The sequence below is a fragment of the Phenylobacterium deserti genome, from assembly GCF_003254705.1.
Classification (GTDB): domain Bacteria; phylum Pseudomonadota; class Alphaproteobacteria; order Caulobacterales; family Caulobacteraceae; genus Phenylobacterium; species Phenylobacterium deserti.
In genome coordinates, this window is record NZ_QFYR01000001.1 from 1,830,734 (window position 1) to 1,853,083 (window position 22,350).

Here is a 22,350-nt window from a genome sequence, read left to right on the forward strand (position 1 = left end):
CCGGGCCCTAGCGGCCCGGCCCGAACACCAGACTGAGCACGCGCCGCGCCGCCTCGAGGCTGACGCCAAAGGCGACGTGGGAGGACAGGGCGTAGGCCTGCAGCTTGGCGGGAGTCTCAGAGGGACCAGGCCCGAGCCGCAGCCGGGGCACCGCGCCCTCGTCCGCCACAAGGGCCACGACCAGGCCGTAGATCGACCCGAACCCGCTGCGCACCGCTGGGGCGACTTCGGCCAGGGCGCCGTAGACCGCTCCAAGAAAAGCGCCGAAGGCGTAGTGCACGGCCTCGCCGGCGCTCGACTTCTGAGCGTCGGCCAAGCCCTCGCCGGTGACGCGGCGCACCGCACGGTCGGCGGCCTGCACGGTCGCGGGGTCGCCGTCGCCTCCGCCGAGGTCCTGGCCGGCGGCTTCGGCCGCCTTGCTGGCGGCGGCCTGGTATTGCTCCATGGCCCAGGAAGCGGCGAGGCCGGCCGCGGCGCCCAGAAGGACGCCGCGCCAGACGTTGGACGCCTCGTGGCTCATCCGCGGTGGGTCACGGCGGCGCGCGCCGACTCGGCGCGGCTGCGTACGATGCGCCACAGGGCCGGGGCGTTGGCGATCGCCAGGCGGCGCAGGGCCGGATTCAGCAGCAAGGCGCCGCCGGCCAGCGCGCCTACGACCAGCAGGCCGGTGGAGACCGGGCGCTGCTTCGCCTGCTGGGCGGCGATGCGGGCGCCCTTGGTGGCCTGGAGCCTCGAAGTTTCGACCGCTGTGCGAGCGCGGTCGCGGGCCTTGGCGGCGACGGGCCGCGAGCGGCCCAGGAAGCGCTGAAGGGTGCGGCCGGGGTTCACGGTGTCGGTCGTCGGAGTGTCGGTGGTCAGGGTCACGGTCATGCTCTCTTCGGTGTCGATGAGGCCCTAACGCGAAGCTGCAAGGTGCGTTCGCCGGCTAGCTCGCTCCGGGCATGACGCCGGCGATCTGCGAGGCCTGGTAGCCGGCCAGCAGGAGGATCAGCACGCCCACGGCCAACGTCATCGGACGGGCCGGCACCTTCTTGACGATCAGCCCGGCGAAGGGCGCGGCCAGGAGGCCGCCGACGACGAGCCCAGCCACGGCCGTGCCGTGCTGGCGCAGATCGCCGGCTTCTTCCCAGCGGCCCGACAGGAGGGCCGCCAAGAACGCGGCGGAGACCGTGCAGGTGACCAGAAACTCCGAGGCGCCGACGGTGCCGATGGCCCGGCGCGGCTCCACGCCCGCTCCGACCATGGTGGAGGAGACGACCGGACCCCAGCCGCCGCCGCCCAGAGCGTCAAGAAAGCCGCCGGCCACCCCGATGGGGGCGGCCCAGGCGCGATGGAGGCGCTTGGTCCGGATCTCCCGGGCGGCGCGCACGAGGATGTAGATCCCGACGACAGCGAGGTAGGCGGCGACAAAGGGCTTCACCGCCTCGCCGGGCACGCCGGTCAGGACGGTGACGCCCAGCACGGCGCCGACCACGCCGGCCAGCGCTAGCGGCAGGAACAGGCGCCAGTCCACGTTCTTGTGCGTCATGTGCGAGGTGGCGGTGGCCGCGGTGGTGAACACTTCCGCCGCGTGGATGCTGGCCGAGGCGGCGGCGGGCGGAACGCCAAAGGCCATCAGAACCGACGAGGAGATCACGCCATAGGCCATGCCCATGGCCCCATCGATCACCTGGGCGACGAAGCCGACGACCAGGAACAAGACGAAGGTGTCCATCCGCGCTCCACGTTCCGCAGGACCGGAGCGGCTGCACGGCCTGGTGGTTCCCACAACCGTCATGAGTGGGAACGGCGGGCGCGTGCGGCGGGTTGGCTGGGGGAGCGCAGGAGACCGTTCCGCCTCAGGAGAGTTCGATGAGCGAGAACCGCAACGCCAACCGCAGCCGCCCCGACCACGAAGACGCCAGCGAGGACGCGGTGGACGCAGGTCCGCTGGGCGACGGCGAAACCGAAAGCGGCCTGGGCGCGGAAGGCGACACCGCCACCGGCGCGACGGGCTCCACGACCGGTGCGGGCGCGAGCCAGGTGGGCGCAGGCCTGGGCGGCAGCCGGCCCTAGGGCGTCAGCGGATCGATCCAGGCCTGGGCGGCGGGGCGGGCCTGCAGGCGCTGGCGCCAGGCGAGCAGGGCTGGCGTGTCCGGGTGCGGGATGGGCGTGAGCAGCCAGCGCTGCAGGGATAGGCTCAGGGCGATGTCGGCCAGGGTGAACTGCGCGCCTGTGACGAAGGCGCCGGTCCTGGCGAGCTGGGTCTCCAAAAGGCCCATCAGGCGCGTCCACTTGTCGGCGCTGGCCTGAATGGCGGCCGCGTCGAAGCTCTGGTCGCCGCGCAGCAGCGCCAGGGCCGCCGGCCGCCAGGCGGTGTTCAGCTCGGTCGCCTGCCAGTCCAGCCACATGTCCACCTGCGCGCGCGCCCAGGGATCGGCCGGATAGAGATCGTCCCGGCCCGCGCGCCCGGCCAGATAGCGGCAGATCGCATTGCTTTCCCACAGCGGGCCCTGGTCGGTGACCAGCACGGGCACGAGCCCGTTGGGATTGAGCGCCAGGAACTCGGGATCGCGCGAGGAGCGCTCGCCCGCCCAGGCGCCCTCGTGCTCGAAGGCGAGGCCGGTCTCGGCGGCGGTCCACATCACCTTGCGGACGTTGATCGAGCTAAGTCGGCCCAGGATGCGCAGCATGTCGGCTCCGTTCGTGCTGCGGGCCTCTTCGGCCATCCGCGTCGACCGGCAAAGAGCCAGCCGGCGCGAACTGGACTAGTCGGGCCAGCGGCGGAAGATCACGCTGGCGTTGACCCCGCCGAAGCCGAAGCCGTTGGACAGGGCGTAGTCGAAGCTGGCCGCTCGTGCGGCGGGCCCGACCAGGTCCAGGCCGGCGGCGCGCTCGTCCGGCGTTTCAAGGTTGAGGGTCGGCGGCAGCATCTGGTCGCGCAGGGCCTGCACGGTAAAGACCGCCTCGAGGCCGCCGGCGGCGCCAAGGGTGTGGCCGGTGGCGCTCTTGGTGGCGCTGATCGCCGGGCCGCGGTCCGACCCGAACACCGCGCGGAGGGCCGCGAGCTCGCCGACGTCACCGACGGGCGTAGAGGTGGCGTGGGCGTTCACGTGGCCGATGGCGGCGGGTTCGAGCCCCGCCTGCGTCAGGGCTGCGCGCATGGCCTGCTGGGCGCCCGAACCGTCTTCAGGACCGGCGGTGAGATGGTAGGCGTCGGCGCTGGAGCCATAGCCCACCAGTTCGGCGATGGGTGTGGCGCCGCGGGCCAGGGCGTGATCGAGGTCTTCGATGACCAGGACGCCGGCGCCTTCCGCCATGACGAAGCCGTCCCGGGCGGCGTCGAACGGGCGGGACGCCTGTTCGGGCGTGTCGTTGAAGCCGGAGGACAGGGCGCGGGCCGCACCGAAGGCGCCAAGACTGACGCGGTCGACGGCCGCTTCCGCCCCGCCGCAGATGGCGATGCGCGCTTCGCCCGAGCGGATCAGGCGCGCGGCGTCGCCGATGGCCTGGACGCCGGCGGCGCAAGCGGTGACCGGCGCACCGATGGGTCCCTTGAAGCCGTAGCGAATGGAGACCCAACCGGCGGCGAGGTTGCTGAGGAACGAAGGCACGGTGAAGGGCGACAGCCGGCGCACGCCGCGCGCATCGGTGGTGCGCACCGCTTCGGCGATAGCCGGGAAGCCGCCGATGCCCGAGGCGATCACCGTGGCGGTGGCCGCCTGTTCCTCGAAGCTTTCAGGGCGCCAGCCGGCGTGGGCCACCGCCTCGTCCGCCGCCGCCAGGGCGAGCTGAATGAAGCGGTCCATCTTCTTCTGATCCTTGGGCGGCGCCGCCATGTCGGGGCCGAAACCGCCCGGCTCGTCCGCGGGCGGCACGAGGCCTGCGATCTGCGCCGGCACGTCGGGGGCGAAATCGGCGGGCAGGCGGCGAACGCCCGAGCGGCCCTCGATCAGCCGCGTCCAGGAAAGCTCGGCGCCAACGCCCAGAGGCGTGACGGCGCCAAGGCCGGTCACCACGATACGCATGTCAGAAGTCCTCAGCGCTCGAACACGAGCAGGGTGGAGGTGGCCGAGGCGATCAGCCGACCGGCCTGGTCCGTCAGCTTGGCCTCGGCGAAGGCGGCGCGGCGGCCGAAGCTGAGCACCGTGCCGACAGCGCGCACCGGCCCCGTCCGCTCGGTCATGGCGCGGTGATAGGCGACCTTCAGCTCGAGGGTCGTGTAGCCCTGGGCGGCGGACAGCTTGGTGTGCACCGCGCAGCCGCAGGCGCTGTCCAGCAAAGTGGCCGCATAGCCGCCGTGCACCGAGCCGATGGGATTGTAGACGTGCAACCCCGGCTCGGCTTCGAATACCGCCTCGCCATCGGCGACGGAGGTCAGCCGGAAGCGCATCAGCTCGCCGATGGGCGGCTGGGCGCCGCGATCGATCAGGGTCTGCAACTGTTCCAGGCCGGAGGCGCCTTGAGCCGCCAGTTCCGCCGATGGGTTCATGATTGGCCCTCCAGGCCGAGCCGCGCCGCAAGCTGGGCGCGGGAGTGCGAAAGGATGGCGTCCGAGCGCGCCGGGTCAGGCTCGGCGCGGGCGAGCGCGACAGCGCCGACCAGCTCCGCCAGCACCGAGCTCGCCAGGGCCTCAGGCTCGGGGCGACCAAGGGCGCCGATCAGTCCGGCCAGCACCTCACGCACGCCTTGCGCACCAGCCGCGTACTGGTCGCGTGCAGCGCCCGGCAGGCGGGGCGCATCGGCGGCGAGAACAGGGAGCGGGCAGCTGCCGCCGGCGAAGTCGCGGTGGGCGGACGACAGATAGAAAACGATGTAGCGGGTCAGCGCTTCGCCCGGCGGAAGCTTGCGGACGCGCGAGGTGAACAGCGCCACCCCGTCCTGGTACATCTGGTCGACACCTGCGGTGACCAGCGCCTCGCGGGAGTCGAAGTGCGCGTAGAAGCCGCCATGGGTCAGGCCCAGCCGCTTCATCACCGCCGCCACCCCCACCGCGTGCAGACCCTCGTGGCGGATCACCTCCGCCGTCTCCTGCACCAGCCTGCGCCGGGTCGCTTCCTTGTGCTCGCTACCGTACCGCATGGTTCGCCTGTTTATATGATGGGTATCATATAAACCAGCCGCCAGTCAGCGACAAGGCGGCTCACCTGAGGCGGCCGCGCCGGCCTTCCGGCGATGGGGTAGCTAGAGGAGACGCTTCAGGCGGGAGTGGGCTTCAGCTCTGGTCGGACGGCCTCAAGCCGTCGGACGCGGCGCCGTCCTGGCCGGAGGACGGGCTGTCGCCGCCCACCTGTTCGCTATTCTCGATGATCGCCTGTTCCTCAGGACCGGGAGGATGGGTGGAGGGCGCCGTTTCAGCGCCCTCTTGCCGTTCGCCCATCGGGCTCAGCTCCCTGCACCGGCGGTCTCATCCGGACCATCATCCACCTGACCGCCAGCTCCGAACTCGCGGCCAGGCATAACCGAGTCGGCCGCGGGATCGCCTTCGCGCGAGCCGCGGCTGCGGTCCTTGCCGTTGGGCGCACCGGCGGCGTGAAGCGGGCTGCCGCTCTCGTCGTAGGACTCGCCGGCGTCGGCGGGTTGCGAACGGTTGTTGTCGTCGGCTTCGCTCATGCGTCTTTTCCTTACGCTTCTGGCAGGGCTCACATCGACTGGCCGGTGAGACCTTCCTGGCTCTGGTCGTGTTGCGCGCTCGACTGGGACGCGCCGGCCACGGCGGTTTCGGCGGTCGAGGTGTCGTCGGTGCGAGCGAGGTCGCCCAACGAAACCAAGCCGCACAGCTTGCCGCTCGCCCGCTCAAGCACCGGCAGACGACGCACCTGGCGGTCGCTCATCATCACTGCGATCTCATCAAGGTCCTGGTCGTCATAGGCGACCACGATGTCGCCCGCGCTCATAAGCTCAGAGACCTTGGCGTCCGGGCCACGTCCGCTGGCGACGCCGCGCACGGCGATGTCGCGGTCGGTAAGCACACCGGCGACCTGATCCTCCGACCCCACAACCACTGCGCCGATGTCCTCGTCGAGCATCAGACGGGCCGCCTCCTGGACGCTCTGTTCAGGGGTGACCGTCCGCACCTGACGGCTCATGATTTCCGATACCTGCATGGCTGCCTCCGCATGTCCGCTGCGGACCGGCAACCCGAGGCCGGTGGCGATGTTCCGGCCCCAACAAAGGTTGTTCGCCAGCAAGTAAGAACCGCGGCGCGGGTTCGGGTATTGGTCGGGCGCAGCGATGGAGAGCGTAATGGCGCGAGGTTCGGACGAGCTGACGCCGGTGTCGGCGGTGGGTGCGCAGGTGCTGGCGGCGGGCCTGTTGGGCATGGGCGCGCTGTTTGCGGCGGCGCCCGGGCTCGCCTCTCGCGTCTTCGGTCTGCCCGCGGGACGTGAAGCCTGGCCCTACGTGCGGGCCCTGGCGTTCCGGGACCTGGCGGTCTCGACCGCCTTGCTCGCGGCAAGCCGCGGGCGGGCCGGACCGCTGAGGTGGCTAGCCGCCAGCGTGGCGCTGATCCCCATGGCGGACGCCGCCATGGTGGCGGCCAAGCGCGGCCGGCGGGGCGCCCCGTCGGTGGCCCTGCACGGCGTGGCCGGCGTGGCGCTGGTCGCCTTAGCGGCCTCGACCTTCTTGAAGCCGCGCCGGCGCTAGGCCTGACTGGGGACCGCGCGGGCCTGGAGGTCGCCCGCCCAGGCGGTGAGCGCCGCCTCGCCGGCGGTCAAGGCTGCGAGGAGCTCGTCGCCCAGGGTGACGACGCGCCCGGCGCGAATCTCCTCCTCCCGAGCTCGAGCCGCTTCGCCCAGGGCGCTCAGCCCGACCATGGCGGCGGTGCCGGCGATGCGGTGCGTCTTGGCGACCAGCGCCTCGGCGTCCTCGGCGGCGCGGGTCTCGGCGATCAGGGTCTGGAACATGCCGATCATCCGCAGAGCGGCGGCCGGACCCATGGCTTCCAGCTGCTCGCGGGCGTGCCGGTCCGCTTCCCCGGCGCGGGGCTCGCTGGCGGGCGGGGCCGCGGGCGCCGATCCGCCGAGCCAGCGGCGCAGGGCCCGATCGAGGTCGTTGGGATCGAGCGGCTTGAGGAGGTGCTCGTTCATGCCGGCCTCCAGGCAGGCAGCCACCTGCTCGGGGCCGCCGCTGGCCGTCAGGGCGAGGATGGGCTTGTTCCAGCCAGCGTCGCGCAGCTGGCGCGTGGCGGCCAAGCCGTCGAGCACCGGCATGTGGACATCCATCAGGATGAGGTCAAAGGCGCCGGAAATGGCGGCGGTCACCGCCTGAGCGCCGTCAGCCGCCACTTCGCACAGACAGGCGTGCTGGGACAGCAGCTCGCCGAGCAGTTCGCGGTTCAGCTCCACGTCGTCCACCACCAGCACGCGCCTGCCCGGAAACTGGGCGCGACCTGAGCCCACCCGGCGGGGCCTGGCCGACTCCGCGCGGCCACGGGGCAGGGCGAGCTCGAACCAGAAGGTGGAGCCCAGGCCGATGTCACTGCGCACACCCACGGAGCCGCCCATCAGCTCCACCAACTCGCGCGAGATGGCCAGGCCCAGGCCCGAGCCCCCGAACATGCGGGTCACCGAGCCGTCCGCCTGCGAGAAGCGCTTGAAGAGATGCGGCAGGCGGTCGGACGCGATGCCGACGCCCTGGTCGGTGACGCTGACGTGCACGCGGGCGGCGTCGCCCTCCAGCTGAGCGTTCACCCCGACCGTGATGGCGCCCTCAGCGGTGAACTTCACCGCATTGGACAGGAAGTTCAGCAGCACCTGCCGCAGGCGGAAAGCGTCGCCGACCAGCACGCCGGCGTCGTCGCCCTCGACCTTGAGCTCCAGCCGCTTCTCACGGGCCTGAGGCTCCACCATCGAGAGCGCTTCGGAGATCAGGTCGCCCATGCGGAACGGCTTGGCCTCCAGCGCCACGGCGCGGGCCTCTAGCTTGGAGAAGTCGAGGACGTCGTTGATCAGGGCGTTCAGGGCTTCGCCCGCGCTGCGGACCTGCAGCACGCGACGGCGGTCGGCGTCGGACAGCTCGCGGCTGTCGGCCAGCAGGCGTGAGAAGCCGATCACCCCATTCAACGGGGTGCGCAGCTCGTGGCTCATGTTGGCCAGGAAGACGGACTTCGCGCGGTTCGCCGCCTCGGCTGCGTCGCGGGCGTGGGCCAGCTCGGTCGCCATGGCGGCGAGTTCCTCGGTACGGTGTTCCAGCGCCGCCTGCGCCTCCTTGCGGGCGGTGAGGTCCTGCACTTGAGCGACGAAGTGGCTGGGCGCGCCGTTCGGCTCTCGCACCAGGGCCACCGACAGGTGCACCCAGACTACCTGGCCATCCTTGCGGAGGTAGCGTTTGTCGAGGCCGTAGCTGGGAGCCTGGCCGTCCATCAGCCGATCGATGTACGCCAGGTCGAGGGCGAGATCCTCCGGGTGGGTGATGGTCTGGAAGTCGAGGGCCAGAACCTCGTCCGCCGTGTAGCCGATCAGCTCGCAGAAGGCGGCGTTGACCTTGCTGAAGCGGCCCTCCAGCGTGACCAGCGCCATGCCGATGGAGGCGTGCGCGAAGGCGGTCTCGAACAGCTCGGTCTGCGCCTTCCGCTCGCTGATGTCGTGCATCAGGGCGGTGAACTGCCAACCGTCGGCGTCCCGCGTCGCCGTGGCGGCCAGCTCGGCGACGAACAGCTCGCCGTTCTTGCGGCGGGCGGGCACCTCGATCCGCTTGTCGAGCACATGCGGCACGCCGGTGACCAGGAAGCGTTGCATGCCGGCGTCGTGAAGGTGGGCGTGGCCTGGCGGCACGATGAGATCGGTGAGCGGCGCGCCCACCGCCTCGGCCTCGCTCCAGCCGAAGGTGGCGGCGGCGAAGGGGTTCCAGTCGACGACCTTGCCGGCCTCGTCGATGGTGATGATGGCTTGCTGGGCGCCTCGCACGATGCGGCTGGCGCGCGCCTCGCTGGCTTCGAGCCGCGCTTCCAGACGGCGGCGCTCCGTGATGTCCCGGATGACGGCGACCAGCTCGCGGGGCTCGCCGTCCTCGCCGCGAACCAGACGCAGGCGGGTCTCAACCGGCACGCTGTGGCCGTCGCGGTGCATGGCCCGGTGCTGCAGGGTGGCTTCTTCCTGCCCGGCGGCCATGGCGGCGAAAGCGGCGAGCAGCTCCGGCTGGTCGTCGGGATGCACGAAGGCCTGGGCCGGGCGGCCGGACATCTCGGCGGGCGAGAAGCCCAGCAGGCGCGACACGGCGGGGGAGATGTAGTTGCTCGACCCGTCGAGGCGGATGCGGGTCACCACGTCCGCCATGTTGTCGGCCAGCAGGCGGTGCCGCTGTTCGCTGCGGACGATCTGCTGCACGGCGCGGCGCTGGGCGGTCACGTCCTGGACGATGCCGAACAGGGCGATGGCGCGGCCATGGCCGTCGCGCTCGGACGTGGCCTTGAGCATCACCTGCCGCAGCTCGCCGTCGGGGCGCTCGATCGAGAGCTCCGCTTCCACCAGCTCAGGGCTGGCCCGCAGCCGCGCCCCCAGGCCGCGGATTATCTCGCGGTCCTTGGGCGCATAGACCTCAAGCAGGCGTTCGATGTCGGGTGCGAAGGCGCCCGGCTCGAAGCCGTGCATCCGGTAAAGCTCGTCCGACCACTCGACGGCGCCGGTGCGCAGGTCCTGGCGCCAGTGGCCAAGGCCGGTCATCGCCTCGGCCAGGGAGAGGAGGCGAGTGCGCTGGGACAGCGCCCGTTGCGCCCCTCCGGCGGCCAGGAGGTCCATGGCCGTCTGGGCGAGGGTGCGCAGGGTCTCGATCTCGGCTTCGCTGGGCGTTTCCCGGGGATCGGGCCCGAAAACGCATAGAGCGCCCAGGTTGCGACCTTCGCGGTCGGTCAGGGCCGCGCCGGCGTAGAAGCGGATGTAGGGCTCGCCGGTGACCGCCGGATTGTCGCGGAAGCGCGGGTCGTGGACGGCGTCGGTGACCACCAGCACGCCGTGCGGATCGGCGCGGATGGTGTGGTCGCAGAAGGCGATCTCGCGCGGGGTCCACAGGGCGTCGAGCCCCACCCGGGCCTTGAGCCACTGGCGCTCGGCGTCGATCAGGGTGACCGCGCTCATGGGCGCGTTCAGCAGGCGCGCGGCGAGGGCGGCGAGGCGGTCGAGGCCGGGGTCCGGCGTGGACGGCTCGATCTGATAGGCGGCCAGCGCCGCCAGCCGCTGCGCGTCCGTGGGATCGAGGGGAGGCATGTCCTTCCTTCCGCCGCGCCCGGCGAACTGTCGCCCTATTCCGAAGCCGCGCGGCTTTCCGTCGCATGCAAAAGGCCGGCCGCGACACGGGCTTGGAGGTCCAGCGCGTTCGCCGCCGCCGCGCCGGAGGTGGTGTTGTCGAACACGCACCAGACCTCGCCAGGGCGGACCTGCAGCTCCGAGGCCAACGCCTGAAGCTGGGTCTCGTCATATGCCGAGTAGTACATCCGCGGCGAGCCGTGCCAGCGCCAGTAGGCCAGCCCGCTCCAGCCGCCTGGCCGCGCCGCCGCTTCGCTGAGGGCTGGATCGGCCGCCGCTCGCGCGACACGGAAGCCGGCCAGCATGGCGTCGGCGTCAGCTTCGAACCAGCTGGCGTGCCGTGGCTCGCAGACGACCGGGCCCGACCAATGCTCGCGCAGTGCGGTCCAGAACCGCTTGGCTAGCGGAGCTTCGAATACCAGGCTGGGCGGCAGCTGCACCAGCAGGGGGCCCAGCTTGTCACCCAGCGGCTCGGCCTCGACACGGAAAGCGGCGAGGGCCGCGTCGGCGTCAACCAGACGGGCGGCGTGGGTGATCGCGCGCGGCAGCTTCAGGGCGAAGCGGAAGTGCGCCGGGGTCTGGGCGGCCCAGCGTTCATAGGTGCTGGTCCGATGGCTGCGGTAGAATGTGCTGTTGATCTCAACGGCGTCGAAGCGGCCGGCGTAGCGCTCGAGCCCCGAGCCTTCCGCGGGGAATTGCTCCGCCACCGCTCGGGGGATCGCCCATCCTGCCGTCGCGATCCGAACCCGAGGCGCCATACCCAAGCAACGCTCAAGCTGGAGGCGGGTTCGAGGGCCCGCCATTAGAGAGCTCCTTCGTCTTGCAGCGCCCATGAGAAAGGGCGGCTCCCCGGGGGAGCCGCCCTTCGCCCGTCAGGGAAGGCGCGCCGGGTTACGGCACGGCGGTCCCCGAAGCGGTGTTCGGCGTGATCCCATCAGCCGGCGCGCCCTGGGCGGTGGCCGGGTCGGCCGGAAGGGTCGGGGGCGTGCCGGGCAGGGCGCCGCCGGTGGTGGCCGGCTCCTGAGCCATGGTGGCCGGGGTCGAGGCCGAGGTGCTCGGCGCGATCGGCTCGGCCGTCATGCCGGGCGTGGCGGCGGTGGGCGCCGAGCCGTCAATGGTGGCCGAGTAGGGCTGCGGACCAGCCGGCAGGGTGGCGCTGGCGTTCACGCCGGCGTCCACGGCGCTGGCGCTGGAGGCAGGAACCGCCGGGCGCACTCGGGCCGTCGTGGCCCGGGTCGAGCTGCTGGTCCGGGCCGAAGCGTCCACGCCGGACGTGGTCGCGGCCGGGAGGGTCGGCTGCAAGGTGTTGGCCGCCAGCTGCTGCCCGCCGGCCGAGCCGCCGTTCAGGGCCGAGGCGGAGGTGGAGGTGGTGGTCGAGGCCGAAGCGACGCCGCCGGCCGTGGCCGCCGCCGTGGCGTCCAGGGCGCCCGGGGTCAGCTGGGCCACCTGCTGGTTGTCGTCGGCGCCGCGGGTTGCGTACCAGCCGGCCGCGCCGAGCGCCGCCACCGCCGCCAGGCCGGCGGCCACAGCGCCGGCGGGCACGCCGCTGCGCTTCTTGACGGCCACGCGCTTGCCGACGGGGGCGGCATGAGTGGTGGTCGAGGTCTCGTGAACGGTGCGGTCGGCGGCGTAGGCGCGCTCGCCCGCCATCGACTCGCTGGTCATCACCGCGGGCGCCGGGTCGGCAATGGGCGCAGCAGGAGCGGCGGTCACGGAAGCGCGAGCCGCCGGTGCGGTCGCCGCAGCGGGAGCCGCCGCGCGGGAGGCGCCGCCGAAGCCGCGCTTCTTTTTCTTGCCCTGTTCCCAGATCGGGGTCGCTGCGAACAGCGGGGCGTCGTTCGAGTTGTCGGTGCCGGAATAATCAACAGCCATTTTCAGTCCCTCCAGGGCAGTGTCGCCAAGACCAAACGGGAGGCTGTTCAGAACGGTTCCGTTACCGACAAGTGCAAGCGGAGCCATTGGTGACTTTGTGGCAAGGCCTGAAGTCTGGCCGTCGTTTCGATGCTGGTCGTGCTCTGCTCGGCATTACAGGGTGATGTGCTGAGAACGTGCCCGAAGACCTGATCTGTTGTGGCGGCTTTCTGGCGCAGCTCGTCACGAAATGACCTTATTCTCGCCTTGGCCGAACCCGGTGCGGCCAAACGCCTGTTTGTCCGCCTTGACCGCCCCGCCGCCCGCCCCCCAAGCTGGATCCCTTGAGGCTGGAGGATTGGATGGCGCTGAAGGCTAGGCTCCAACGCGAGTGGCGTTTTGTGCGTGGGCTCCGCCGCACCCTGGGCCGGGTGAAGTCGATCTCGCTCGATAGTCCCAACCTGATCTGCGACGACCTGGAAGCGGCCGTCGCCGAGCACCGGGACCGCCCGGCGATCACCTTCGAGGGCCGGACCCTGACCTATGGCGAGTTGGACGCCATGGCGAACCGCTTCGCCCACTGGGCCAAGAGCCAGGGGCTGCGCCGCGGCCAGACAGTGGCGCTTTTCATGCCCAATCGGATCGAGTACTTCGCGGTCTGGTACGGCCTCTCCAAGGTCGGCGTGGTCACCGCCCTGATCAACAACCAGTTGGCCGGCCTGCCGCTCGCCCACTGTCTGAACATCTGCGGCGCCAACCACGTGATCGTGGACGCAGAAACCTCGCCGGTGTTCGAAGCGGCCAGGCCGCTCAACGAGCGCACCCTGACGCAATGGGTGCTGGGCCGCGCCGTGGGCGGCCAGCGGGACCTGGGACAGGCGCTGAAGAGCTGCAGCAGCCTGGCGCCGGACCGAGCGCTGCGCGAGGACATGCGGGCGCGGGACACGGCGCTCTACATCTTCACCTCGGGCACCACGGGCATGCCCAAGGCGGCGCGGATCACCCACGTGCGGGCCCAGCTCTACATGCGCGGGTTCGCCGGCTCGACCGGCTCCAACGCCAACGACCGCATCTACGTCGCACTGCCGCTCTATCACGCGACGGGCGGGCTCTGCGCCCTGGGCGCGGCGTTCCTGAACGGCGGCTCTGTGTTCCTGCGCAAGCGGTTCTCGGCCACTCACTTCTGGGAAGAGGCGGCGGCCGAGGGCTGCACCATGTTCGTCTACATCGGCGAGCTGTGCCGTTACCTGGTGAACCAGCCGGAAAGTGAAGCCGAGACGCGGCACAAGATCCGCATGGCGTTCGGCAACGGCCTGCGTCCTGACATCTGGCCGGTGATGAAGCAGCGGTTCCGGATCCCGGAGATCCTGGAGTTCTACGGCTCCACCGAAGGCAACGTTTCCCTGTTCAACTTTGATGGCCGGGAAGGCGCGGTCGGTCGGGTCCCGAAGTGGCTGCGCAACCGGTTCAACATTCGGGTCATCCAGTTCGACGTGGAGAACGAGAAGCCGATCCGCGGGCCCAACGGGTTCTGCATCGAGTGCGGCCCGGGGCAGGTGGGCGAGTGCATCGGCAAGATCGGCGGCGAAGCGCGGGCCGAGTTCTCCGGCTATGTGGACAAGGCGGCGTCGGAGAAGAAGGTCCTGCGAGACGTCTTCGAGAAAGGCGACGCCTGGTTCGCCACCGGCGACCTGATGCGGCTGGACGCCGACGGCTACCTCTATTTCATCGACCGGATCGGCGACACCTTCCGCTGGAAGGGCGAGAACGTCTCCACCAACGAAGTGGCCGAGCGGCTGCAAGCGGCGCCCGGGGTGCTGCAGGCCAATGTCTATGGCGTGGAGGTGGAGGGGACCGATGGGCGAGCCGGCATGGCGGCGCTGGTGGTCGACCCCGCGTTCGACATCAAGGCGTTCGGCGACCACGTGACGCGCGAACTGCCCACCTTCGCCCAGCCGCTGTTTGTGCGCATCCTGCCGGCCATCGAGACCACCGGCACTTTCAAGCTGAGGAAGATGGACCTGGTCGCCGACGGCTTCGATCCGGGTAAGATCAAGGAGCCGCTCTACTTTCATGACCCCAAGAAGGGCTATGTGAAGTGCACCAAGGCCGTGCACGAGAAGATCGTCACGGGAACGGTGAAGGTCTGAAGAGGCCCACCGGCGGCAGGGCGATGGGAGGGTTGCGACGTCGCAGGACCTGCCACGCCCGCCGTTCCGGCCTATATGTGGCCCCATGCTGGAAACTGCCGCCGCGCCCTTGAAGGGCGCCGCCCTGATCAAGGACGAGGTCAAGCGCCTGCCCGACGCCCCCGGGGTCTACCGGATGTTCGGCGAGGACGGCGAGGTGCTGTACGTCGGCAAGGCGCGCAGCCTGAAGAAGCGCGTAACCCAGTACGCGCAAGGCCGCTTCCACACGCAGCGCATCGCGCACATGGTGGACCTGACGCGCTCCATGGAGTTCGTCACCACCCGCACCGAGACCGACGCCCTGCTGCTCGAGATCAACCTGATCAAGCAGCTGAAGCCGCGCTTCAACGTCCTGCTGCGCGACGACAAGAGCTTTCCCGAAATCCTGATCCGGCGCGATCACGAGGCGCCGCAGCTGCGCAAGCACCGGGGCGCGCACACCATCAAGGGCGACTACTTCGGCCCGTTCGCCAGCGCCTGGGCGGTGAACCGGACCCTGAACACTCTCCAGAAAGCGTTTCTGCTGCGCTCGTGCACGGACAGCGTCTACGAGAGCCGCACGCGGCCCTGCATGCTGCACCAGATCCGCCGCTGTTCGGCGCCCTGCACCGGCCTGATCAGCCAGGACGACTACCAGGGCCTGGTGGACCAGGCGGAAGCGTTCCTGCGCGGCAAGAGCCGGGCGGTGATGGCGCGCATGGCCGAGGAGATGCAGGCGGCGGCCGAGGACCTGGAGTTCGAGCGGGCGGCGCGCCTGCGCGACCGGGTGCGGGCGCTCGCCTCCATCGCCCAGGAGCAGCAGATCAATCCCGAGACCGTGGATGAGGCGGACGTCTTCGCCCTGCATGCCGAGGGCGGGCAGGCCTGCGTGCAGGTGTTCTTCTTCCGGGCCGGCCAGAACTGGGGCAACCGCGCCTACTTCCCCCGCGTCGACAAGTCGGACGAGGACGTGGACGTGATGAGCGCCTTCCTCGGCCAGTTCTATGACGACAAGCCGATCCCGCGACAGATCCTGCTGAACATCGAGCCGGCGGAGAAGGAACTGCTGGCCGAGGCCTTCTGCCAGAAGAGCGGGCGCAAGGTGGAGATCAACCGGCCGCAGCGCGGCGAGAAGCGGCAGCTGGTGGACCACGCCCTAACCAACGCCCGCGAGGCGCTGGGCCGCAAGATGGCGGAAAGCTCGGCGCAGTCGAAGCTGCTGGCCGGCGTCTGCGAAGCCTTCGGCCTGGACGGCCCGCCCGAGCGGATCGAAGTCTACGACAACAGCCACATCATGGGGACCAATGCGGTCGGCGGCATGATCGTGGCGGGGCCGGAAGGCTTCCAGAAGAGCCAGTACCGCAAGTTCAACATCAAGAGCACCGAACTCACGCCCGGAGACGACTTCGGGATGATGAAGGAGGTGCTGCGCCGCCGGTTCGGCCGGCTGGTGAAGGAAGAGGAAGAGGGCTCCCAAGCGATCCGCCCGGACTTGGTGCTGATCGACGGCGGCCAGGGGCAGGTAGCGGCGGTGATGGAGATCATGGCCGACCTGGGCGTGGACGACATTCCGGTGGTGGGGGTCGCCAAGGGGCCGGACCGCGATGCGGGGCTGGAGCGGTTCTACATTCCCGGCAAGCCGTACTTCATGCTCGAGCCGAAAAGCCCGGTTCTCTACTACCTGCAGCGGCTGCGCGACGAAGCGCACCGGTTCGCCATCGGGAGCCACCGGACCCGCCGGTCCATGGACCTGAAGAAGAACCCTTTGGACGAGATCGAAGGCGTGGGACCGGGCCGCAAGCGCGCCCTGCTGCATGCGTTCGGGTCGGCGCGTGGGGTGTCCCGCGCCTCCGTGGAGGACCTGGCCAAGGTGGACGGCGTCAATCTGGCGCTCGCCCAGCGCATTTTCGACTTCTTCCGGAAGTCATAGATTGCCGTTCCTTCGCGCAGCCCTGGAGGCTCACTCCCGATGAACGACGTCGGCCGGGGCAAGCTTGAGCCGCTGGACGCCGACGCGTCGGAGTTCGAGCCGCATTTCGATCCGGAGCTGGACGGAGCGGACCACGACGATCTGGAGCCGGCGCCGCGGCGCAGGTTTCCGTGGCGCAAGCTGTTCCTTGGGCTGGTGATTGTTGCGTCGCTGCTGGTGGTGCTGACTGCCTGGCTGAGCTGGAGCCTGCCGGTCTCGCGGGCGCTGGATCCGTTGCCGACGCCGGCCCTGGTGCTGGTCAGCGCCGATGGCCAGCCGTTCGCCCGGCGCGGCGCGGTAAAGGAAGCGCCGGTCACGATCGAAGAGCTGCCGGCCTATGTTCCGGCCGCGTTCATCGCCATCGAGGATCGCCGGTTCTATCGGCACTTCGGCCTCGATCCGATCGGCATCGGCCGGGCGATGATGGCCAACATGAAGCAAGGGCGTGTGCGCCAGGGCGGCAGCACCATTACGCAGCAGCTGGCCAAGACGGCGTTCCTGACCAACGACCGGACTTTCCGCCGCAAGGGCCAGGAGGTGTTCATCGCCCTGTGGCTCGAAGCCCGGCTGACCAAGGACGAGATCCTGTCGCGCTACCTGTCGAGCGTCTACTTCGGCGACGGGGTGTTCGGCCTCCGCGCGGCGGCGCGCCACTACTTCAACAAGACCCCGGACAAGCTGACCACGGGCGAGGCCGCGATGCTGGCTGGGCTAGTGAAAGCGCCGTCGGCCCTGAACCCTATCGATCACCCCCAGGCCGCGGCGCGGCGCGCCCGCGTGGTTCTGCGCGCGATGATCGACAACAAGGCGATCACCGAGGATCAAGCCCGGAGGGTGGGCCGCATCCGCATCCGGCCGCAGGAAGATCTGCCAGTGGGCGGCTACTTCGCCGACTGGGCGGCGCCGCAGGTCAAGCAGGCGATGGGCGCCCAATACGGGATCGTCCGCGCCCGCACGACCCTGGACTCCCGGCTTCAGCGGCGGGCCGAGCGCGTGGTGCGCAACTATTTGGATGGTCCTGGCCGGCGGCAGGGCGCGACCCAGGCGGCGCTGGTCGCCATGCGCCGCGACGGGGCGGTGGTCGCCATGGTGGGCGGGCGCAGCTACGCCGCCAGCCAGTTCAACCGCGTGGTCCAGGCTCGCCGTCAGCCCGGTTCGGCGTTCAAGCTGTTCGTCTACCTGGCCGCCATCCGCGACGGCGCTCGGCCGGAGTCGCTGGTCTCCAACGAACCCATCAAGCTTGGCAATTGGTCGCCGAAGAACGCTGAGGGCGCCGCCGGCGGCTACCTGACCCTGCGCGACGCCTTCGCCCACTCCAGCAACATCGCCGCCGTGCATGTGGCCCAGCAGGCGGGACGCGATGCGGTGGTCCGCGCCGCGCGCGACCTCGGCGTGGAAAGCCAGATGGTGGAGGACGCCACCCTGCCGCTGGGCACGTCCGAGATGTCGCTGCTGGAGCTGACGTCGGCCTATGCGGCGGTGGCCGCCGGCCGCGGGCCGGTGAAGCCCTACGCCATCCTGGATCCGGACTCGCCGCCGCCGGTGGGTGAGTCCCTGGCGGAAGACGAGCGCGAAGCCCTGCTCGAGCTGTTGCGCGCCACCGTCGACGAAGGCACCGGCCGGGGCGCCTATGTGGGCCAGCCGGTGTTCGGCAAGACCGGCACCACGACCGATCACCGCGACGCCGTGTTCGTCGGCTTCACCGGCGACATCGTGGTCGGGGTTTGGGTCGGCAACGACGATCATTCTCCGATGAAGGGGGTGACCGGCGGGGGCTTGCCGGCGCAGATCTGGCGCGAATTCGTCAGCCAGGGCCTGTCGGCGGGTCTGGTGGAGCGGGTGCGCCCGCCGCCCCCGCCGCCGCCGGAGATCGTGGCGCCCGAGCCGCAGGACGAGGTCGGCGGCTTCTTCCGACGCGTTTTCGGCGGACTGTTCGGCCGGTAGAGGCGTTTTTGCGGCTCGTGCGTTGATCAACGCCCGTCAAGCTTGCGAAGATCGCCGAATGAAATCCCTGCCGAACATCCTGACCTCCCTGCGCCTGGTGCTGGCGCTGTTCATGTTCGTCGCCCTGGCCGCGGCGGCCGGCGCCTTGCCGGGTGTTGGAAACAACATCGAGCAGCAAACCCAGTTCACCCTGCAGAAGTGGGCCTTCTGGTCGTTCGTGATCGCCGCCGTCACCGACTTCTTCGACGGCTGGCTGGCGCGGCGGATGAACGCCACCAGCATCTGGGGCGCGATCCTCGATCCGATCGGCGACAAGGTGCTGGTCTGCGGTGCGATTTTGGGGCTGCTGATGAGCGGTCAGATCGCGATCGCCTTGCCGGCGGGCTTGATCCTGTTCCGTGAGTTCACTGTCAGCGCCCTGCGCGAGGTCGGCGCGGCCAAGGGGGTGAAGCTGCCGGTGACCATGCTGGCCAAGTGGAAGACGACGCTTCAGCTCACTGCGCTGGCCGTCGAGCTGTTCCTGATCACCTGGGGCCAGGCCCTTGCACCCGACGTGCTGCAGCCTGCCACTCTGGCGGCGCACGGCCTGCTGTGGCTCGCCACCCTCGCCACCTTGATCACGGGCGCGCAGTACTGGGAGCAGACGCGGAAGGCGCTGACCTGACCGCGGCGGGCGGGCAGTCGGGGCGGTCTTTGCAGTAGATCACCTTGGCCCGCTCCACGACCTGCTGGACTAGGTCAAACGAGGCGACCAGGTTCAGCATGCGCACTTCCAGCTGCTTTTTCTTCAGCTGAGCGCCCATGGGCGAGGCGGTGAAGGCGTCCTCATAAGCCTTCTCTTCCGACGTCAGCACGGCTTGGGTGAGCGGCGGGGCGGCTAGGCGCTTGTTGATGATGGACGCGGCCAGCGGGGAGCGCCGATAGCGGACCATCGCCTCCAGCTCCTCATCCGTATAGCTGCGGGCATAGACGTCGACGGCGCGGGCCTGGAGTTCGGCAAGCACTTCCGGCTTTTCGGTGAACGCCTGCTCCATGGCCGCGAGCAGGCCCGGATCCACCTTCTCCTTGATGAACGGCTGCATGAACTGCGCGCCCCGTTCGAGGCCGGGGCGGATGTTCTGGACGCCCGGGTCGAGCTGCACCAGCTGCTGGGCGAGTTCTCGCGTGCGGGCCGTGGCCGGCTCGGTGCGGAGCGGCGGGATCTGGCTGAGGTCGGGCGCCTGCGCATGGGCGGCGGGGGCGACGAGAACGAGCAGCGCCAGGAGCGCAGCGAGCAGGCGCATAAGGAACCCTTGGACGAGCGGAGTAGGCTTCAGCACTCCGCCAGGTTGACGGCGAGGCCGCCCAGCGAGGTTTCCTTGTAGATGGCGCTCATGTCCTCGCCCGTGCGCTTCATGGTCGCGATGACCTTGTCGAGGCTGACGGTGTGCTGCCCGTTGCCGAGCAGGGCGAGACGGGCCGCGTCGATCGCCTTCACAGCGCCCATGGCGTTGCGCTCGATGCAGGGGACCTGGACGAGCCCGCCGATGGGATCGCAGGTGAGGCCGAGGTTGTGCTCCATGGCGATCTCGGCCGCGTTCTCGATCTGGGCGTTGGAGGCGCCTAGGGCCGCGGCCAGTCCGGCGGCGGCCATGGAGCAGGCGACGCCCACTTCCCCCTGGCAGCCCACCTCCGCGCCCGAGATCGAGGCGCGGGTCTTGTAGAGCGCGCCGATGGCGGCGGCGGTGAGCAGGAAGGTGCGGCGCCCGTCCGGCGTGCCCTGGTGGAAGCGGTCGTAGTAGCGGAGCACGGCGGGCAGCAGGCCGGCCGCGCCGTTGGTGGGTGCGGTGACGACACGGCCGCCGGCGGCGTTCTCCTCGTTCACTGCGAGAGCCCAGAGGTTCACCCAGTCGAGCGCCGCCAGCGGATCGGCGATGCGCCGGTCCGCCTCGTTGATCAGGCTCTGCCAGACCTGATGGGCGCGCCGCTGAACCTTCAGCCCGCCCGGCAGGACGCCGTCCGTGCGCATGCCGCGGTCGATGCAGGCGTACATGGCGTTGGTGATCTCATCGAGGCCGGCCAGGATGTCGCCTTGGGAGCGCCAGGCCCGCTCATTGGCCATCATCAGCTCGGCGATGGTCAGGCCGGCCCGTTCGGCCTGCGCCAGCAGCTCGGCGCCGGACTCGAAGGGATAAGGCGGCTCGGCGCCTGCGGCTTGGGGCGCGTTCTGGCCCATCTCGTCTTCGTCACGAACGAAGCCGCCGCCGATCGAGAAATAGGTGCGCTCGGCCAGCACCTCCCCGGCCTCGTCCAGGGCGGTGAACTTCAGGGCGTTTGGATGCTGGGGCAGGCGGCTGCGGCCGAGCCAAAGGATGTCGCGCGCTTCGTCAAAGGCGATGTCGCTCCGGCCGGCGAGCTTCAGGCGCCCGCTGCTGCGGATGGTCTCCAGCTCGCTGTCCGCAAGGTCGGGATCAAGCGTGCGGGGCGTGAAGCCGGCGAGGCCCAGGATAACCGCGCGGTCGGTGGCGTGGCCGCGTCCCGTGAGAGCGAGCGAGCCGTAGAGCGCCGTCTCCACCCGCTGCACCGCATCGACGTCGCCGAGCCGCTCCAGAAAGCGGGCGGCGGCGGTCATAGGGCCCATGGTGTGCGAACTGGAGGGACCCACCCCAAGCTTGAACAGGTCGAAGACGCTGACGTTCATGGGATCGAGAATGGGCCCGCTTCAGGGGCAATTCTCGCCTTTTCAGCTCATCGGATTGGCCGGCGGCGGCGGGTCGCCCGGCAGCGGGATGAACTCGTCGTGGTCGAAGTCCGGCAGCTTCATGCGTCCGGCCTTCCAGTCCGCCTTGGCCTGCTCGAGCCGGTCCTTGGAGGAGGAGACGAAGTTCCATTCAATGAACCTCGGTCCCACCGGCTCGCCGCCCAGCAGCATGACGATGGCGCCGGTCACGGCGGTGAAGGTCACGTGATCGCCGGGCGCGAAGACCAGCATCTGGCCTTCGTGGAATTGCCGGCCGTCCACTTCCACGACGCCCTGAGCGACATAGGCGGCGCGCTCCGGATACTCCGGCGGCAGCTGCGCCTGGGAGCCGGCGTGCAGCTCCCAGTGAACATAGAAGAGGGGCGAGAAGATCGGCACGGGCGAGGTAGCCCCGAAGGCCGAGCCGGCGATCAGGCGAGCGACAATGCCCGGAGCTTCGTAGGTCGGAAGGTCGCCAGCGGCATGGTGGCTGAAGCCGGGATCGGCTTCCTCCGCCTCGACCGGCAAGGCGACCCAGGTCTGGATGCCGTTCATGCGCCCGCCGTTGGCGCGCAGATGCTCGAAGCGCTCCGAGTGGGTGATGCCGGAGCCCGCGGTCATCCAGTTGACCTCGCCCGGGCGGATCGGCTGAACCATGCCGACGCTGTCGCGGTGGGTCATCTCTCCCTCGAAGAGGTACGAGATAGTGGACAGGCCGATGTGTGGATGGGGCCGAACGTCCACGTTGCGCGGAAAGCCCGGCTCGAACTCGGCAGGGCCCATGTGGTCGAAGAAGATGAAGGGGCCCACCATGCGCCGCGGCGCATAGGGCAGGACGCGCCCGACCTCAAACCCGCCCAGGTCCTTGCGGCGCTGGTCGATAACTAGTTCGATCATCCTGGCCTCCGACGCTGACGAGGATCAGCTTTGCGCGCTGATGTAGGGGCTGACCAGACCCAAGGGGGCCGCCGTGGTGTGCTTCACCGAGCGGATGACGATGCGGCTCTCGATGTTGGAGACCAGCCCCAGGGAGAGGATCCGCTCGCGCAGGAAGTCGTCGAAGGCGTGCATGTCGCGGGTGACGATGCGCAGCTCGTAGTCGGCGGCGCCGGTGACGGTGGCGCACTGCACCACCTCCGACAGCTTCATGATCGCCTGCTCGAAGGCGTCCAGATTGTCCTTGGTCGGCAGGGAAAGCTTGACGGTGCAGTAGACCTCGAAGCCCAGCCCCAGGCGCTCGCGGTCTAGAATGGTCACCCGGCGCTGGATGACCCCGGCGTCTTCCAGTCGCTTGATGCGCCGCCAGCATGGGCTGGAGGACAGCCCGACACGGTCGGCGATCTCCGCAACGGAGAGGCCTGCGTCGTGCTGGATGAGGTCCAGGATCTTGGCATCGACGGCGTCGAGCGGCTCAGACAAGTTTTCCTCCGTCTCCCCGGGCCTGCCGATGCGGTTCTTGCCCCGGAACCGAGGGCCGGG

The 22,350-nt window shown here is 70.0% G+C and carries 23 protein-coding genes; 6 read left to right on the plus strand and 17 right to left on the minus strand.

All coding sequences use genetic code 11. From position 1 onward, the window contains the following. Positions 1-7: 7 nt before the first annotated feature. From DJ018_RS09265 to DJ018_RS09275, 3 genes are read right to left on the minus strand one after another with little or no spacing between them, the layout of a single operon-like run. Positions 8-520: a DUF1440 domain-containing protein gene (locus tag DJ018_RS09265; protein ID WP_111514527.1), complete on the minus strand. Its 513-nt coding sequence runs from the start codon at positions 518-520 to the stop codon at positions 8-10. After that, positions 517-870: a hypothetical protein gene (locus tag DJ018_RS09270; protein ID WP_111514528.1), complete on the minus strand. Its 354-nt coding sequence runs from the start codon at positions 868-870 to the stop codon at positions 517-519. The genes DJ018_RS09265 and DJ018_RS09270 overlap by 4 nt, the downstream gene beginning before the upstream one ends. 55 nt (positions 871-925) lie before the next feature. Further along, on the minus strand, positions 926-1,714 hold the full coding sequence (locus DJ018_RS09275; RefSeq protein ID WP_111514529.1) for a sulfite exporter TauE/SafE family protein: 789 nt from the start codon (positions 1,712-1,714) through the stop codon (positions 926-928). A 137-nt stretch (positions 1,715-1,851) separates the two neighbouring features. Here DJ018_RS09275 and DJ018_RS09280 point away from each other — a divergent pair, with 137 nt between their 5' ends. Beyond that, positions 1,852-2,055, plus strand: coding sequence for a hypothetical protein (locus DJ018_RS09280; RefSeq protein WP_111514530.1), 204 nt, complete (start codon positions 1,852-1,854; stop codon positions 2,053-2,055). Here the strand turns inward: DJ018_RS09280 and DJ018_RS09285 are convergent. The 7 genes from DJ018_RS09285 to DJ018_RS09310 all read right to left on the minus strand — a co-directional run bounded on the left by DJ018_RS09285 (position 2,052) and on the right by DJ018_RS09310 (position 6,086). Further along, positions 2,052-2,672 carry a glutathione S-transferase family protein gene (locus DJ018_RS09285; RefSeq protein WP_111514752.1) on the minus strand — a complete coding sequence of 207 codons (621 nt, stop codon included), beginning with the start codon at positions 2,670-2,672 and terminating at the stop codon, positions 2,052-2,054. The genes DJ018_RS09280 and DJ018_RS09285 overlap by 4 nt on opposite strands. Before the next feature lie 75 nt (positions 2,673-2,747). Continuing rightward, positions 2,748-4,007 (minus strand): beta-ketoacyl-ACP synthase II, encoded by a 1,260-nt coding sequence (gene fabF, locus DJ018_RS09290; RefSeq protein ID WP_111514531.1) that lies wholly within the window; start codon positions 4,005-4,007, stop codon positions 2,748-2,750. An 11-nt stretch (positions 4,008-4,018) separates the two neighbouring features. Next, the gene (locus DJ018_RS09295) at positions 4,019-4,471 is read right to left on the minus strand and encodes a PaaI family thioesterase (RefSeq protein WP_111514532.1); all 453 of its coding nucleotides are present in this window, start codon (positions 4,469-4,471) and stop codon (positions 4,019-4,021) included. Beyond that, a complete protein-coding gene (locus tag DJ018_RS09300) occupies positions 4,468-5,061 on the minus strand; it encodes a TetR/AcrR family transcriptional regulator (RefSeq protein WP_111514533.1) in 594 nt (197 codons plus the stop codon). The genes DJ018_RS09295 and DJ018_RS09300 overlap by 4 nt, the downstream gene beginning before the upstream one ends. A gap of 133 nt (positions 5,062-5,194) precedes the next feature. Further along, a complete protein-coding gene (locus tag DJ018_RS19150; protein ID WP_165842839.1) occupies positions 5,195-5,359 on the minus strand; it encodes a hypothetical protein in 165 nt (54 codons plus the stop codon). A 5-nt stretch (positions 5,360-5,364) separates the two neighbouring features. Next, positions 5,365-5,592, minus strand: coding sequence for a hypothetical protein (locus tag DJ018_RS09305; RefSeq protein WP_111514534.1), 228 nt, complete (start codon positions 5,590-5,592; stop codon positions 5,365-5,367). Between the two features lie 29 nt (positions 5,593-5,621). Then, positions 5,622-6,086 carry a CBS domain-containing protein gene (locus DJ018_RS09310; protein ID WP_165842840.1) on the minus strand — a complete coding sequence of 155 codons (465 nt, stop codon included), beginning with the start codon at positions 6,084-6,086 and terminating at the stop codon, positions 5,622-5,624. Positions 6,087-6,225: 139 nt separating this feature from the next. Between DJ018_RS09310 and DJ018_RS09315 the strand changes: the two genes are divergently transcribed. Further along, positions 6,226-6,624, plus strand: coding sequence for a DUF4267 domain-containing protein (locus DJ018_RS09315; protein ID WP_165842841.1), 399 nt, complete (start codon positions 6,226-6,228; stop codon positions 6,622-6,624). Here the strand turns inward: DJ018_RS09315 and DJ018_RS09320 are convergent. From DJ018_RS09320 to DJ018_RS09330, 3 genes are all read right to left on the minus strand, one after another. Then, positions 6,621-10,181: a PAS domain S-box protein gene (locus tag DJ018_RS09320; RefSeq protein ID WP_111514537.1), complete on the minus strand. Its 3,561-nt coding sequence runs from the start codon at positions 10,179-10,181 to the stop codon at positions 6,621-6,623. The genes DJ018_RS09315 and DJ018_RS09320 overlap by 4 nt on opposite strands. A gap of 35 nt (positions 10,182-10,216) precedes the next feature. Then, positions 10,217-10,978: a DUF72 domain-containing protein gene (locus tag DJ018_RS09325; protein WP_111514538.1), complete on the minus strand. Its 762-nt coding sequence runs from the start codon at positions 10,976-10,978 to the stop codon at positions 10,217-10,219. A 133-nt stretch (positions 10,979-11,111) separates the two neighbouring features. Further along, entirely contained in the window at positions 11,112-12,092 is a 981-nt protein-coding gene (locus DJ018_RS09330; RefSeq protein ID WP_111514539.1) for a hypothetical protein, read from the minus strand. 341 nt (positions 12,093-12,433) lie between these two features. On the opposite strand from DJ018_RS09330, the gene DJ018_RS09335 reads away from it, so the two are divergent. From DJ018_RS09335 to pgsA, 4 genes are all read left to right on the plus strand, one after another. Then, positions 12,434-14,221 carry a long-chain-acyl-CoA synthetase gene (locus tag DJ018_RS09335; RefSeq protein WP_111514540.1) on the plus strand — a complete coding sequence of 596 codons (1,788 nt, stop codon included), beginning with the start codon at positions 12,434-12,436 and terminating at the stop codon, positions 14,219-14,221. 85 nt (positions 14,222-14,306) lie between these two features. After that, the gene (gene uvrC, locus DJ018_RS09340; RefSeq protein WP_111514541.1) at positions 14,307-16,169 is read left to right on the plus strand and encodes an excinuclease ABC subunit UvrC; all 1,863 of its coding nucleotides are present in this window, start codon (positions 14,307-14,309) and stop codon (positions 16,167-16,169) included. Positions 16,170-16,208: 39 nt separating this feature from the next. Beyond that, positions 16,209-18,152 carry a transglycosylase domain-containing protein gene (locus DJ018_RS09345; RefSeq protein WP_111514542.1) on the plus strand — a complete coding sequence of 648 codons (1,944 nt, stop codon included), beginning with the start codon at positions 16,209-16,211 and terminating at the stop codon, positions 18,150-18,152. A 58-nt stretch (positions 18,153-18,210) separates the two neighbouring features. After that, positions 18,211-18,816 carry a CDP-diacylglycerol--glycerol-3-phosphate 3-phosphatidyltransferase gene (gene pgsA / locus DJ018_RS09350; protein ID WP_111514543.1) on the plus strand — a complete coding sequence of 202 codons (606 nt, stop codon included), beginning with the start codon at positions 18,211-18,213 and terminating at the stop codon, positions 18,814-18,816. Here pgsA and DJ018_RS09355 read toward each other — a convergent pair. The 4 genes from DJ018_RS09355 to DJ018_RS09370 are packed head-to-tail and all read right to left on the minus strand — an operon-like array spanning position 18,770 to position 22,290. Beyond that, positions 18,770-19,435, minus strand: a complete 666-nt coding sequence (locus tag DJ018_RS09355; RefSeq protein WP_111514544.1) for a DUF2059 domain-containing protein — start codon at positions 19,433-19,435, stop codon at positions 18,770-18,772. The genes pgsA and DJ018_RS09355 overlap by 47 nt on opposite strands. 29 nt (positions 19,436-19,464) lie before the next feature. After that, the gene (locus DJ018_RS09360; protein WP_111514545.1) at positions 19,465-20,832 is read right to left on the minus strand and encodes an L-serine ammonia-lyase; all 1,368 of its coding nucleotides are present in this window, start codon (positions 20,830-20,832) and stop codon (positions 19,465-19,467) included. Positions 20,833-20,874: 42 nt separating this feature from the next. Next, a complete protein-coding gene (locus tag DJ018_RS09365; RefSeq protein WP_111514546.1) occupies positions 20,875-21,768 on the minus strand; it encodes a pirin family protein in 894 nt (297 codons plus the stop codon). Between the two features lie 24 nt (positions 21,769-21,792). Then, positions 21,793-22,290 carry an Lrp/AsnC family transcriptional regulator gene (locus DJ018_RS09370; RefSeq protein WP_111514547.1) on the minus strand — a complete coding sequence of 166 codons (498 nt, stop codon included), beginning with the start codon at positions 22,288-22,290 and terminating at the stop codon, positions 21,793-21,795. Positions 22,291-22,350: the final 60 nt, after the last annotated feature.

Excerpts from the sequence above, each read along its gene's own strand:
- DJ018_RS09265 (WP_111514527.1), bottom strand. The coding sequence starts at position 520 with ATGAGCCACGAGGCGTCCAACGTCTGGCGCGGCGTCCTTCTGGGCGCC.
- DJ018_RS09270 (WP_111514528.1), bottom strand. The coding sequence starts at position 870 with ATGACCGTGACCCTGACCACCGACACTCCGACGACCGACACCGTGAAC.
- DJ018_RS09275 (WP_111514529.1), bottom strand. The coding sequence starts at position 1,714 with ATGGACACCTTCGTCTTGTTCCTGGTCGTCGGCTTCGTCGCCCAGGTG.
- DJ018_RS09280 (WP_111514530.1), top strand. The coding sequence starts at position 1,852 with ATGAGCGAGAACCGCAACGCCAACCGCAGCCGCCCCGACCACGAAGAC.
- DJ018_RS09285 (WP_111514752.1), bottom strand. The coding sequence starts at position 2,672 with ATGCTGCGCATCCTGGGCCGACTTAGCTCGATCAACGTCCGCAAGGTG.
- fabF (WP_111514531.1), bottom strand. The coding sequence starts at position 4,007 with ATGCGTATCGTGGTGACCGGCCTTGGCGCCGTCACGCCTCTGGGCGTT.
- DJ018_RS09295 (WP_111514532.1), bottom strand. The coding sequence starts at position 4,471 with ATGAACCCATCGGCGGAACTGGCGGCTCAAGGCGCCTCCGGCCTGGAA.
- DJ018_RS09300 (WP_111514533.1), bottom strand. The coding sequence starts at position 5,061 with ATGCGGTACGGTAGCGAGCACAAGGAAGCGACCCGGCGCAGGCTGGTG.
- DJ018_RS19150 (WP_165842839.1), bottom strand. The coding sequence starts at position 5,359 with ATGGGCGAACGGCAAGAGGGCGCTGAAACGGCGCCCTCCACCCATCCT.
- DJ018_RS09305 (WP_111514534.1), bottom strand. The coding sequence starts at position 5,592 with ATGAGCGAAGCCGACGACAACAACCGTTCGCAACCCGCCGACGCCGGC.
- DJ018_RS09310 (WP_165842840.1), bottom strand. The coding sequence starts at position 6,086 with ATGCAGGTATCGGAAATCATGAGCCGTCAGGTGCGGACGGTCACCCCT.
- DJ018_RS09315 (WP_165842841.1), top strand. The coding sequence starts at position 6,226 with ATGGCGCGAGGTTCGGACGAGCTGACGCCGGTGTCGGCGGTGGGTGCG.
- DJ018_RS09320 (WP_111514537.1), bottom strand. The coding sequence starts at position 10,181 with ATGCCTCCCCTCGATCCCACGGACGCGCAGCGGCTGGCGGCGCTGGCC.
- DJ018_RS09325 (WP_111514538.1), bottom strand. The coding sequence starts at position 10,978 with ATGGCGCCTCGGGTTCGGATCGCGACGGCAGGATGGGCGATCCCCCGA.
- DJ018_RS09330 (WP_111514539.1), bottom strand. The coding sequence starts at position 12,092 with ATGGCTGTTGATTATTCCGGCACCGACAACTCGAACGACGCCCCGCTG.
- DJ018_RS09335 (WP_111514540.1), top strand. The coding sequence starts at position 12,434 with ATGGCGCTGAAGGCTAGGCTCCAACGCGAGTGGCGTTTTGTGCGTGGG.
- uvrC (WP_111514541.1), top strand. The coding sequence starts at position 14,307 with ATGCTGGAAACTGCCGCCGCGCCCTTGAAGGGCGCCGCCCTGATCAAG.
- DJ018_RS09345 (WP_111514542.1), top strand. The coding sequence starts at position 16,209 with ATGAACGACGTCGGCCGGGGCAAGCTTGAGCCGCTGGACGCCGACGCG.
- pgsA (WP_111514543.1), top strand. The coding sequence starts at position 18,211 with ATGAAATCCCTGCCGAACATCCTGACCTCCCTGCGCCTGGTGCTGGCG.
- DJ018_RS09355 (WP_111514544.1), bottom strand. The coding sequence starts at position 19,435 with ATGCGCCTGCTCGCTGCGCTCCTGGCGCTGCTCGTTCTCGTCGCCCCC.
- DJ018_RS09360 (WP_111514545.1), bottom strand. The coding sequence starts at position 20,832 with ATGAACGTCAGCGTCTTCGACCTGTTCAAGCTTGGGGTGGGTCCCTCC.
- DJ018_RS09365 (WP_111514546.1), bottom strand. The coding sequence starts at position 21,768 with ATGATCGAACTAGTTATCGACCAGCGCCGCAAGGACCTGGGCGGGTTT.